At 52.0% G+C, this 12,945-nt stretch carries 11 protein-coding genes; 2 read left to right on the plus strand and 9 right to left on the minus strand.

Annotated features, from left to right (window positions below):
• Window positions 1-27: 27 nt before the first annotated feature.
• From rffG to trxA, 8 genes are all read right to left on the minus strand, one after another.
• Window positions 28-1,095 (minus strand): dTDP-glucose 4,6-dehydratase, encoded by a 1,068-nt coding sequence (gene rffG / locus G8S19_RS22055; protein WP_124022119.1) that lies wholly within the window; start codon window positions 1,093-1,095, stop codon window positions 28-30.
• Window positions 1,095-2,357, minus strand: a complete 1,263-nt coding sequence (wecC, locus tag G8S19_RS22060) for a UDP-N-acetyl-D-mannosamine dehydrogenase (protein ID WP_116361244.1) — start codon at window positions 2,355-2,357, stop codon at window positions 1,095-1,097. The genes rffG and wecC overlap by 1 nt, the downstream gene beginning before the upstream one ends.
• Entirely contained in the window at window positions 2,354-3,484 is a 1,131-nt protein-coding gene (wecB, locus tag G8S19_RS22065; protein WP_048214061.1) for a non-hydrolyzing UDP-N-acetylglucosamine 2-epimerase, read from the minus strand. The genes wecC and wecB overlap by 4 nt, the downstream gene beginning before the upstream one ends.
• Before the next feature lie 55 nt (window positions 3,485-3,539).
• Window positions 3,540-4,586 carry an ECA polysaccharide chain length modulation protein gene (gene wzzE, locus G8S19_RS22070; protein ID WP_124022120.1) on the minus strand — a complete coding sequence of 349 codons (1,047 nt, stop codon included), beginning with the start codon at window positions 4,584-4,586 and terminating at the stop codon, window positions 3,540-3,542.
• Window positions 4,587-4,598: 12 nt separating this feature from the next.
• Window positions 4,599-5,702 carry a UDP-N-acetylglucosamine--undecaprenyl-phosphate N-acetylglucosaminephosphotransferase gene (wecA, locus tag G8S19_RS22075; RefSeq protein WP_005133353.1) on the minus strand — a complete coding sequence of 368 codons (1,104 nt, stop codon included), beginning with the start codon at window positions 5,700-5,702 and terminating at the stop codon, window positions 4,599-4,601.
• 239 nt (window positions 5,703-5,941) lie between these two features.
• On the minus strand, window positions 5,942-7,201 hold the full coding sequence (gene rho / locus G8S19_RS22080; protein WP_002437993.1) for a transcription termination factor Rho: 1,260 nt from the start codon (window positions 7,199-7,201) through the stop codon (window positions 5,942-5,944).
• A gap of 78 nt (window positions 7,202-7,279) precedes the next feature.
• Window positions 7,280-7,363: a rho operon leader peptide gene (locus G8S19_RS22085; RefSeq protein WP_101743114.1), complete on the minus strand. Its 84-nt coding sequence runs from the start codon at window positions 7,361-7,363 to the stop codon at window positions 7,280-7,282.
• A 176-nt stretch (window positions 7,364-7,539) separates the two neighbouring features.
• Window positions 7,540-7,869: a thioredoxin TrxA gene (gene trxA, locus G8S19_RS22090; RefSeq protein ID WP_001280776.1), complete on the minus strand. Its 330-nt coding sequence runs from the start codon at window positions 7,867-7,869 to the stop codon at window positions 7,540-7,542.
• A 239-nt stretch (window positions 7,870-8,108) separates the two neighbouring features.
• Here trxA and rhlB point away from each other — a divergent pair, with 239 nt between their 5' ends.
• Both rhlB and gppA read left to right on the plus strand, forming a co-directional pair.
• A complete protein-coding gene (rhlB, locus tag G8S19_RS22095) occupies window positions 8,109-9,377 on the plus strand; it encodes an ATP-dependent RNA helicase RhlB (protein ID WP_048214059.1) in 1,269 nt (422 codons plus the stop codon).
• A gap of 8 nt (window positions 9,378-9,385) precedes the next feature.
• A complete protein-coding gene (gene gppA, locus G8S19_RS22100; protein WP_048214058.1) occupies window positions 9,386-10,870 on the plus strand; it encodes a guanosine-5'-triphosphate,3'-diphosphate diphosphatase in 1,485 nt (494 codons plus the stop codon).
• A 50-nt stretch (window positions 10,871-10,920) separates the two neighbouring features.
• Here gppA and rep read toward each other — a convergent pair whose 3' ends face one another.
• Window positions 10,921-12,942, minus strand: coding sequence for a DNA helicase Rep (gene rep / locus G8S19_RS22105; protein ID WP_253685883.1), 2,022 nt, complete (start codon window positions 12,940-12,942; stop codon window positions 10,921-10,923).
• Window positions 12,943-12,945: the final 3 nt, after the last annotated feature.

A 12,945-nucleotide genomic window follows, 5' to 3' on the forward strand; every position in this document is an offset into this window, starting at 1 on the left:
CCTCCTCCGGGCGCCAAAACCAGGTTGTTAGCCCTTCAGGCCCAAACGCTCACCCTGGTAGCTGCCATCCTGCACGGGTTTCCACCAGGCCTCATTTGCCAGATACCATTGCACGGTTTTACGCATGCCACTTTCAAACGTTTCCTGCGGCACCCAGCCAAGTTCACGCGCAATTTTCGACGCATCAATGGCATAGCGCAGATCATGGCCTGGGCGATCTTCAACATAAGTGATCAATTCACGATACCGCATAACACCTTTTGGTTTTTGCGGTGCCAGTTCTTCCAACAAGCTGCAAATCGTTTCGACCACGTCCAGGTTTTTACGCTCGTTATGACCACCAATATTATAGGTCTCGCCAACCGCGCCTGTAGTCGCGACGCAATAGAGCGCCCGGGCATGATCTTCCACATACAGCCAGTCACGAATCTGCTGTCCGTTGCCGTACACCGGCAGAGGTTTTCCCGCCAGTGCATTGAGAATCATCAGCGGGATCAGTTTTTCCGGGAAATGGTAGGGCCCATAATTGTTGGAGCAGTTAGTTATTAACGTTGGCAGCCCGTACGTACGTAGCCAGGCACGTACCAGATGATCGCTGCTGGCCTTTGACGCGGAATAAGGACTACTCGGTACATACGGCGTTGTTTCGGTAAAGAAATCATCCGTAGAATGCAGGTCGCCGTACACCTCGTCGGTTGATATATGGTGGAAACGAAACGCCTGCTTTTTATCATCGGCTAACACATTCCAGTATGCGCGAGCGGCTTCCAGCAACGTGTAGGTTCCGACAATATTGGTTTCAATAAATGCGGCGGGGCCATCGATAGAACGATCAACATGACTTTCTGCCGCCAGGTGCATCACGCAATCCGGCTGATACTGTTGAAACACGTTGTCGAGCGCCAGGCGATCGCAGATATCAACTTGTTCAAAGGCAAAACGGGCATTCTGTGCAACCGGCGCCAGCGACATCAGGTTTCCGGCATAGGTTAACTTATCAACCACTACCACGGCATCCCGAGTCTCATTAATGATGTGACGCACAACCGCTGAGCCAATAAATCCTGCACCACCGGTAACCAGAATTCGTTTCATTAGCGCCAGACTCCTTTAGTATCAACCACGTATTGCTGGTGAACCGCATCGCCTTTAATCGCTTTAAATTCATTATGGTCAACCAGCATCACCAGCACATCGGCGCTTGCCAGCGCATCGTCCAGTTTCGCCAGTTGGCACAGGCCATCCAGTTTTTTCGGCAACTGATGGATATTCGGTTCAACCACCAGCGTCTCGCCGCTGTGCCAGCGTGCGATACTTTGCGCCACCCCCATTGCCGGGCTTTCACGTAAATCATCAATATTCGGTTTGAACGCCAGACCAAAACAGGCAATTTTTACGTCGCTGGCACGTTTATTGGTCTCCGTCAGACAATCCGCTACAGCGGCTTTTACCCGATCGACAACCCAATGAGGCTTACTATCATTTACCTCGCGCGCGGTGCGGATCAATCTCGCCTGCTGCGGGTTCTGCGCCACAATAAACCACGGGTCGACCGCGATACAGTGCCCGCCAACACCAGGTCCAGGCTGCAAAATGTTAACCCGCGGGTGACGGTTCGCCAGACGGATCAGTTCCCAGACGTTAATCCCCTGATCGTCGCAAATCAGCGACAGTTCATTAGCAAAGGCGATATTGACATCGCGGAAGCTGTTTTCGGTCAACTTGCACATTTCTGCAGTGCGGGCGTTAGTCACCACACATTCACCTTCGAGGAAGATGTTGTACAGTTCGCTGGCGCGCATAGAACAAACGGGGGTCATTCCGCCAATCACACGGTCATTTTTAATCAGTTCAACCATTACCTGGCCTGGCAGCACGCGCTCCGGACAATAAGCAATGTTCACGTCAGCCTGTTCCCCCGCCTGCTGCGGGAAAGTCAGATCAGGGCGCATTTCTGCAAGCCATGCTGCCATCTGCTCCGTTGCCCCGACAGGTGACGTCGATTCAAGGATCACCAACGCCCCTTTTTTCAGCACCGGCGCAAGCGACTTCGCTGCGGCTTCAACATAGACCATATCGGGTTCATGCTCCCCCTTGAAGGGGGTCGGCACAGCAATCAGATAAGCGTCTGCTTCAACAGGTGTCGTAACCGCACGCAGAAAGCCATTTTCGACTGCTGTTTTCACCACAGCACCCAAATCAGGTTCAACGATGTGGATTTCACCGCGGTTAATGGTATCCACCGCATGTTGATTTACATCTACGCCAATAACATGTTTTTGACGGGAAGCAAAAGCGGCCGCCGTCGGCAGTCCGATATAACCCAGCCCAATGACAGAAATGGTCGTAAAACTCATAGCGATATCCGATTATTTTTTAACGCGTGTAAAATGCGGCCACACGCCTGCCCATCACCATACGGATTATGGGCGCGGCTCATGGTCTGATATTCATTTTCGTCATGCAGCAAGCGCGTGACTTCTGCCACAATACGCTGAGGGTCAGTCCCAACCAGACGTACTGTGCCTGCGGTAATGGCTTCTGGCCGCTCCGTTGTTTCTCGCATCACCAATACAGGTTTGCCCAGAGAAGGGGCTTCCTCCTGAATCCCGCCGGAATCGGTAAGGATAAGCCAGGCATGATTCATCAGCCAGACGAATGGCAGATAGTCCTGTGGCTCAATCAGAATCACGTTCTCAACATGACCCAAAATACGATTTACCGGCTCGCTAACGTTGGGGTTCAGGTGTACGGGATAGACAATCTGTACATTCTGATTAGCCGCGGCAATTTCCGCCAGTGCATGGCAGATTTGCTCAAAGCCGCGACCAAAGCTTTCCCGACGATGACCGGTTACCAGGATCATCTTCTTATCCGCATCCAGGAAAGGATAGCGCTCAGCCAGTTCAGCGCGCAGTGCTTCATTTCCGAGTACACGATCGCGAACCCAGATCAACGCATCAATAACCGTGTTCCCCGTGACAAAAATACGGTCATCCGGAATGGTTTCACGCAACAGGTTTTGGCGTGAATTTTCAGTTGGGGAAAAGTGATACATTGCCAGGCGCCCGGTCAGTGTACGGTTTGCCTCTTCCGGCCAGGGAGAATAGAGATCGCCAGTTCGCAACCCAGCCTCAACATGCCCCACCGGAATACGCTGATAAAACGCGGCCAGGCTGGTCGCAAGGGTTGTTGTTGTATCACCGTGGACTAGCACCACATCAGGTTTGAACTCAGCGAGGATTGGCTTTAATCCTTCCAGAATTCGACAGGTAATTTCTGTCAGTCCCTGACCTGGCTGCATAATATTGAGATCGTAGTCAGGTACGATGGAAAAGAGGTGCAATACCTGATCGAGCATCTCCCGATGCTGTGCAGTGACGCAAACTTTCGCGTCGAAATCAGGATCTTTAGCCAGCGCATGAACCAGAGGAGCCATCTTAATGGCCTCCGGTCGCGTACCAAATACAGTCAGTACTTTCACATCGATTCTCTTCGGATTGGCAGTGAGAGCCCAGCCCCTCACTGCAACGGTATTGCTAAATCGAACGGCGACGGGTTAACGCGACACCAGCACCGATCAGGGCCCCAACGATGCCCCAAATAATCATCAGGAAGGCACGACGTGGGCTATCACGTTTTACCGGTTCTTCCGGTGTCCGCAAATAACGATAGGTCTGAAAACGCGGATCCAGGGTCGGTCCTACGTTCAGCGTGTTCAGCATGGCTCTGTTTTGAAAATAGTCCATATCAAAATCTGGGCCAACAGATTGCAGGTTTTCGAGTCGCGCCTGCAGCATAGGGCGTCCGAGTAAAAACAACTCAGAATCAGGCAACTCTTCAGCAGGGACATCAGTAGAAGTACGCGAAATATTATGCTGCTCAGCAATTTTGAGCGCTTGTTCAATGTTATGAACACGGCGAGAGAAAATCGATTTTGCTACCTCTTCCTGCCGTTTGACCTGCGCTTTCATTTGCACCGTCCGCGCAGCCCATGCGCCTTTCAGCTCATCGTTCAGATGACGTGCTGCACGCTGGCTGGCAAAGGCCACGTACTGGCGCAGAAGATTGTTGGCATCAGGTGCCGTTTCCGCAATAAGCTTCACGCTGTCATTGGTGTTCCGCAACGCATCACCAGGCATAAACTGAATGTTGTTGATCAGTTCATCCAGCAGCGCGGCATCGGCTTTACTGTTTCCGACCATACGCTGCTTGTAATAATCAGTCTGCTGCCAGAATTCACGGCGCGTATCCCAGGAGGCAAGCTGCATGATAAATTCTTTATAGGCTTCATCCATCACCGACGGCTGGTCCGTTGATGCGAGGCTGGCCTTAATATCCAGGTTGCGCAGGAACTGTTGTTGAGAGTAATAGCCCCCCAACATATTCACCGTAGGCTTGTCTGAAATAGCCGTTGCGCTCCACTCCTGACGGGCGAAAAAAGTATAGGCGAGAGCAACAAGTGCAAATGCGAGTGCCATACCGACAATCCACACCTTCCCTGCCCATAAGGTACGAAACAACCCACGGATATCCAGTTCATTTTCAGCGCTCATGGCGTCTTCCCCCGGTAATGGTTGTGTCATCGCATCCTCAATTCACTTGGTTAAGTTTGGTTTGCCTTCACGAATTCTTCGCAGTCTGCGCTTCACTCGCTTGATAAATCTCGCCACTTTCCAGGCACGCTTGATACAGTATCCGTAGAGGCCAAATGCCATTAAAAACAGCACCAGCATGGCCCATTCCGGAACCAAACGGAAATATTCAGCCAGCACACCGATCGATGCCAGCACGGCCGCCGCCAGCGTAATCAGAACAAATGCCTGGCGGGAAGTAAACCCTGCCCGCATCACCAAATGATGAATGTGCTGGCGATCGGCTGAGAACGGGCTCATGCCCTTACGCAAACGGCGGTACATGATCGCCACCATATCCATTAACGGGATGGCGATAATCCACAGTGCGGTAACTGGGCTTATAGGATGTGTTTTGCCCTGCGTGGTTTCCAGCAGGATCCAGATGATGGTAAAACCAATCAGCGTACTGCCAGCATCACCCATGAAGACTTTATAACGGCGCCCAAGAACGCCCAGGTTCAGCAGAATATAAGGCAGAATGGCGGCGATCATCGCAAAACACCATACGGCCAGACTCGTCTGCCCATCGAACCACAGGATAAACCCCATCGCCGCGAATGAAACGCTGGACAGCCCACCTAACAGGCCGTCAATACCGTCCACCATATTGAAAGCATTAATTGCCGCCCAGACGGCAAACAGCGTCAGTAAATAGCCAAACGGGCCAAGAATCATCTCCCAGGGGCCAAAAATATACCCAAGGCTAAGAAGATAGAGTTTGCCAACCGACATCATGATAATGCCGATCGCGGCCTGGATAGTTGCGCGGATTTTTACACTGATATCAAAACGATCGTCCAGCGCGCCAACCAAAACCAGCACGCCGGCACAGGCCAGATAGAGAGAAGCATGCGGGATGTAATAATCAGCAATCACAAACGTAAAGCAAATACCTGCGTAAGCCGAAATCCCCCCAACCAGCGGGATCAATCCTTGATGCCGTTTGCGAAAGTTGGGTTTATCCACTAAACCAATCTTTTTTGCGACCTTACGCGCAAAGAAAAGAAACAGTGTTGTGAATAAAAAAATACTGATGAGATCAGTGCTTACTGTCAGTAAATTCACAATGCATGCTCTCAGAGAAAATTAATAGCAGAAGTATAACCACGAAGACCTTTATTCAGAAGGGAAACCCGTCTCCATATCCGATGGTTCTGTATAATTATCAACCACAAGATACAAATTACGAATCTTTTTCAACCTGGCGGTATGTCATACCGTATTATTGTTATTGTGTCGTTAAGATTACAGGCATAAAAGCAAAACGCCACGTAAAAACGTGGCGTTTTCGGATGATGCCTGAATTATGAGCGCTTCATCATATCGAAGAAGTCATCATTGGTCTTCGTCATCGCCAGCTTGTTAATGAGGAACTCCATTGCATCAATTTCACCCATCGGATGGATGATTTTGCGCAGGATCCACATTTTCTGCAGCTCTTCCTGGGTGGTAAGCAGCTCTTCTTTACGGGTACCGGAACGATTGTAGTCGATAGCCGGGAAGACGCGTTTTTCAGCGATCTTACGAGAGAGATGCAGTTCCATGTTGCCGGTACCTTTAAACTCTTCGTAGATAACTTCATCCATTTTAGAGCCGGTATCGATAAGCGCAGTCGCGATGATGGTCAGGCTGCCGCCCTCTTCCACGTTACGTGCCGCACCGAAGAAACGCTTCGGACGGTGCAGGGCGTTGGCATCAACACCACCGGTCAGGACTTTACCGGAAGCCGGGACCACGGTGTTGTACGCACGCGCCAGACGCGTGATGGAGTCGAGCAGGATGATAACGTCTTTCTTATGTTCAACCAGACGTTTCGCCTTCTCGATTACCATTTCCGCAACCTGAACGTGGCGAGATGCGGGTTCATCAAAGGTAGAAGCCACAACTTCACCTTTAACCAGACGCTGCATCTCGGTCACTTCTTCCGGACGTTCGTCAATCAGCAGCACCATCAGCACACAGTCCGGGTGGTTGTAGGCAATGCTCTGCGCAATGTTCTGCAGCAGCATGGTTTTACCCGCTTTTGGCGGTGCCACAATCAGACCACGTTGGCCACGACCGATCGGCGATGCCAGATCCAGTACGCGCGCCGTTAAGTCCTCGGTAGAACCATTACCACGCTCCATACGCAGACGGGAGTTTGCGTGCAGCGGCGTTAAGTTTTCGAAGAGGATCTTGTTACGGGCGTTTTCCGGTTTGTCGTAGTTAACTTCGTTAACTTTCAACAGCGCAAAATAGCGTTCACCTTCTTTTGGCGGGCGAATCTTACCAGAAATGGTATCACCAGTGCGGAGGTTGAAACGGCGGATTTGGCTTGGAGAAACGTAGATGTCATCAGGACCGGCGAGGTAGGAGCTGTCTGCAGAGCGGAGGAAACCAAATCCATCCTGCAATATCTCCAGCACACCGTCACCAAAGATATCTTCGCCACTCTTTGCGTGCTGCTTCAGGATGGCAAAAATAATGTCCTGCTTGCGCATACGAGCCAGGTTTTCAAGGCCCATATTTTCGCCGAGAGTGATCAGCTCAGAAACCGGCGTATTCTTTAATTCGGTAAGATTCATAATGGTGTGAGTTCTTAAACTTGGGGTAAATCTCGAACTTAATGTTGTGAATGGTATGGCAGGGTCATCCATGCCTGTTTACGGCCATCGACTCATGTCTGTTCGCTGTCTGGTCACAGGAAAGTACGCAGAACTGAAACGACAAGACGGATTGAGTGACAAGGCCCTGAATCTGTCTACTTCTCGCACGAGAAACAACGGGAAGTATTGGATAAAGCTAGATTCAAACTTAATAAGGTATGTTTAATACGAAGTCAACACTAACTTAGCACGACTCAAGTCGGGCGTCCAGTCATCCGAATCATTTCGAAGTATGGCCGCCCGATCATGATACTTCCTTACGCTAAGTTAGCGTCGAGGAACTCTTTCAACTGACCTTTGGACAGCGCGCCGACTTTAGTCGCCGCAACTTCGCCGTTTTTAAACAGCAGAAGGGTCGGGATGCCACGAATACCATACTTCGGCGCGGTGCCTGGGTTTTGGTCAATGTTCAGTTTAGCAACCGTCAATTTGCCCTGATATTCGTCAGCGATTTCATCCAGAATCGGAGCGATCATTTTGCACGGACCGCACCACTCTGCCCAGAAATCAACGAGGATAGCTCCGTCCGCTTTGAGTACATCCGTGTCAAAACTGTCGTCAGTCAGGTGAATAATTTTATCGCTCATAATAACTCCACAGGAATAAGCCTGGTGTGTTGGTGTTTACACATCATCCTTCAAGCCGCCTTTTTGTTGGCTGTGCGCTGCGTCCTGGTCACGTACTCAATACGCTTCTTTGGACCCATTCACTTGCCATCTCGACGCATCATGAATGAATTGTGTACAGTATTAACCAACTAAAGGTTGACTTTATTTCACCGGATACGCTTTCGTAAAGCAATAGTAAGCTGATATTCTACCACACTATGAGCAAAACACATTTAACAGAACAGAAGTTTTCCGACTTCGCCCTGCACCCGAAGGTGATAGAAGCCCTTGAAAATAAAGGGTTTCATAACTGCACGCCCATTCAGGCTCTCGCGCTGCCGCTTACGCTGGCAGGCCGTGATGTTGCAGGGCAGGCGCAAACCGGTACCGGAAAAACGATGGCGTTCCTGACGTCAACGTTTCATTATCTTCTCTCTCATCCCGCGATTGACGATCGCAAGGTAAACCAACCGCGTGCGTTAATTATGGCGCCAACGCGTGAGTTAGCCGTGCAGATCCACGCCGACGCCGAGCCGCTGGCACAGACCACCGGTCTGAAATTAGGCCTGGCTTATGGCGGCGACGGTTACGACAAACAGCTGAAAGTGCTGGAAAGCGGCGTCGATATTCTTATCGGCACGACCGGTCGTCTTATCGACTACGCAAAACAGAACCATATCAACCTGGGCGCGATTCAGGTCGTGGTGCTGGATGAAGCCGATCGTATGTACGATCTGGGCTTTATTAAAGATATCCGTTGGCTGTTCCGTCGTATGCCGCCAACCACCCAACGTCTGAACATGCTGTTTTCTGCAACACTGTCTTATCGCGTTCGCGAACTGGCGTTTGAACAAATGAATAACGCCGAGTACGTTGAAGTCGAACCGGAACAGAAGACGGGCCACCGTATTAAAGAAGAACTCTTCTATCCTTCCAACGAAGAGAAAATGCGTTTGCTGCAAACGCTGATTGAAGAAGAGTGGCCAGATCGCGCCATTGTTTTTGCTAACACCAAACATCGCTGTGAAGAGATCTGGGGCAGTCTTGCTGCTGACGGACATCGCGTAGGCCTGCTTACCGGTGACGTGGCGCAGAAAAAACGCCTGCGTATCCTTGATGAGTTCACCCGTGGCGATCTCGATATTCTCGTCGCAACCGATGTCGCGGCGCGTGGCCTGCACATCCCAGCCGTAACGCACGTGTTTAACTATGACCTGCCGGATGACTGTGAAGATTACGTCCACCGTATTGGTCGTACAGGTCGTGCAGGCGCAAGTGGTCATTCTATTAGCCTGGCTTGTGAAGAGTACGCGCTGAATTTACCTGCAATCGAGACCTACATTGGCCACTCGATTCCGGTCAGCAAGTACAACCCGGACGCGCTAATGACTGACCTGCCAAAGCCGCTGCGCATGACGCGCCCACGCCCAGGCAATGGCCCGCGTCGTACCGGTGGTGCTCCGCGTAATCGTCGTCGTTCAGGTTAACGTAAGATATGCTCACAACCACTTCGCTGTACGCCGCAATCGATTTAGGCTCGAATAGTTTTCATATGCTGGTTGTACGCGAAGTGGCGGGAAGCATCCAGACGCTCACGCGTATTAAACGCAAGGTGCGTCTGGCCGCTGGACTCAACAGCGACAACATTCTCTCCGCTGAAGCCATGGAACGCGGCTGGCAATGCCTGCGCCTGTTTGCTGAACGTCTGCAGGATATCCCGCAACCGCAAATCCGCGTGGTCGCCACGGCAACATTGCGCATCGCGGTAAACGCCGATGTCTTTATCGCCAAAGCGCAAGAGATCCTCGGCTGCCCTGTCCAGGTCATCAGTGGTGAAGAAGAAGCACGACTGATTTATCAGGGTGTCGCCCACACCACTGGCGGTGCCGATCAGCGTCTGGTCGTTGATATTGGCGGTGCCAGTACGGAACTGGTTACCGGCTCCGGCGCCCAAACAACCTCTCTGTTCAGCCTGTCAATGGGCTGCGTTACCTGGCTCGAACGGTACTTCACCGATCGTAATCTGGCGCAGGAAAATTTTGACGAAGCCGAGAAAGCGGCGCGTGAGGTTCTGCGCCCGGTCGCCGACAAACTGCGTTTTCATGGCTGGAAAGTTTGCGTTGGTGCCTCCGGTACCGTCCAGGCGTTGCAGGAAATCATGATGGCGCAGGGTATGGATGAGCGCATTACGCTGGCCAAACTTCAGCAGCTTAAGCAGCGTGCTATCCACTGCGGTCGTCTGGAAGAGTTGGAAATCGAAGGGTTAACGCTGGAACGCGCACTGGTGTTCCCTAGCGGGCTGGCAATCCTGATCGCGATTTTCACTGAGTTGAATATTCAATGCATGACCCTGGCCGGCGGCGCACTGCGTGAAGGTCTGGTTTACGGTATGCTGCACCTGCCTGTCGATCAGGATATTCGCAGCCGTACGCTGCGTAATATTCAGCGTCGCTTTATGGTTGACACCGATCAGGCGAACCGCGTCGCACAGTTGGCTGTACATTTATTCGATCAGGTGAAAGATGAGTGGCATCTTGAGGCCATTAGCCGTGAACTGCTGCAAAGTGCCTGTCAGCTGCATGAAATAGGGCTGAGCGTGGAATATAAGCAGGCACCGCTGCATGCCGCCTGGCTGGTGCGTAATCTCGATCTTCCGGGCTTCACTCCCGCGCAGAAAAAGCTGTTAGCCACGCTGTTATTAAATCAGACCAACCCAGTCGATCTCTCTTCGCTCCACCAGCAAAACGCCGTGCCGCCGCGCATCGCGGAGCACCTTTGCCGTTTGCTACGCCTGGCGATCATCTTCGCAAGCCGCCGCCGTGACGATTTAGTGCCACATATCACCCTGCAAGCTCAGGATGAAGATCTGACGCTAACGTTGCCGGAAAGCTGGCTGGAACATCATCCATTAGGTAAAGAGTTGATCGATCAGGAAATCCAGTGGCAAAGCTATGTCCACTGGCCGCTGGAAGTGCGTTAGATGCTGGCTGCCGGATGGCGCTCACGCTTATCCGGTCTACCAAATAAATATTACTTCTCTTTGGCTTTCGCCATCATTGCCCGGATATTCGCAATGCTGGCCTGCCCCTTTTGCATCCGCTCCTCAGCGCTCACCACTTTACGCTCCTGTTCCCAGATAACGTCATCCTGTGGCAGTTCCAGCAGGAAGCGGCTTGGCTCCGGACGCACCAGTTCACCGTACTGACGGCGTTCTTTGCACAACGTGAAGATAAGCTCTTTCTGTGCACGGGTAATGCCGACGTAGGCCAGACGACGCTCTTCATCAATGTTGTCTTCATCGATGCTGCTCTGATGAGGTAAGAAGCCCTCTTCCATTCCCACCATAAACACATAGGGGAACTCCAGCCCTTTTGAGGCATGTAACGTCATCAACTGCACCTGGTCCAGCTCTTCTTCACTCTCTCCACGCTCCATCATGTCGCGCAGGGTAAAGCGGGTAACGACCTGGGTCAGGGTCATTGGCTCTTCCAGCTCACTGCCTTCCAGCATCTCCGTCATCCAGCTGAACAGCGTGTTGACGTTCTTCATACGCATTTCTGCCGCTTTCGGGCTCGGCGAGGTTTCATACAGCCAGGATTCGTAATCAATGCCATGGATCAGGTCACGCACGGCAGCAATCGGTTCACGCTCCGCGAGGCGCTGGATTTCCCCCAGCCAGTGCGTAAAGCGGGTTAGAGAATCATAACCGCGGCCGGTCAGCGTCTGGCTTAGACCCATATCAAAGCTGGCAGTAAACAAGCTTTTATTACGCGTCATCGCCCACTCACCCAACTTTTGCAGTGTGGCCGGGCCGATTTCACGTTTTGGCGTGTTTACGATCCGCAAAAATGCGCTGTCGTCATCCGGGTTGCTCAGCACACGCAGGTAGGCCAGCAGATCTTTGATTTCCGGACGCGAGAAAAACGACGTTCCGCCGGAAATTTTGTACGGGATATGGTTCTGCATTAGAAACTTTTCGAACACGCGCGACTGATGATTACCGCGATACAGGATCGCATAGTCCTTATACTGCGTCTTATTCACAAAGTGATGAGCAATCAACTCCCCGGTCACGCGTTCCGCTTCATGCTCTTCGTTGTTGGCACTCAGTACTTTCAGCTCAGGTCCGTAGCCCAGCTCAGAGAACAAGCGCTTTTCAAAGACGTGCGGGTTGTTAGCAATGAGGATGTTCGCCGCCTTGAGGATACGCCCGGAGGAACGGTAGTTTTGCTCCAGCTTCACCACCTGTAGCGCCGGAAAATCTTTGCTCAGCAGCACCAGGTTTTGCGGACGCGCGCCGCGCCAGGAGTAAATAGACTGATCGTCATCACCCACCACGGTAAAGCGCGCACGTTGCCCCACCAGCAGCTTCACCAGCTCGTACTGGCTGGTGTTGGTATCCTGGTATTCATCCACCAGCAGGTAGCGGATTTTGTTCTGCCAGCGCTCGCGCACCTCTTCATTACGCTGAAGCAGCAACGTCGGCAGTAGGATCAGATCGTCAAAGTCCAGCACGTTGCACGCCTTCATATGCGCGTCGTACAAACCATAGCAGTGCGCGAAAATACGATCGCGTTCGCCTTTAGCGCTGGCCGCTGCCTGCGCCGGGGTCATCAGATCGTTTTTCCAGTTGGAGATCGTTGAGATCAGCTGTTGAAGGATAAGTTTATCGTCTTCAATTAGCCCTTCGGTCAGTTCCTTAAGCAGAGCCACCTGGTCGGTATCGTCAAACAGCGAGAAGTTCGACTTCATCCCCAACGCCGCAAATTCACGCTTGATGATATCCAACCCCAACGTGTGGAACGTGGAGATCATCAATCCACGCGCCTCTTTACGACCCAGCGTCTGCGCCACACGCTCTTTCATTTCACGCGCGGCCTTATTGGTAAAAGTCACCGCCGCGATATGCCGCGCCTGATAGCCACAAACGCGGATCAGGTGCGCAATTTTATTGGTGATAACGCGCGTCTTTCCGGAACCCGCCCCCGCCAGCACCAGGCAAGGTCCTGTGACAAATTCGACGGCTTGTTGTTGTCCGGGATTCAAACGCATAAA

The organism is Citrobacter sp. SX206 (assembly GCF_024181025.1).
Classification (GTDB): domain Bacteria; phylum Pseudomonadota; class Gammaproteobacteria; order Enterobacterales; family Enterobacteriaceae; genus Citrobacter; species Citrobacter youngae.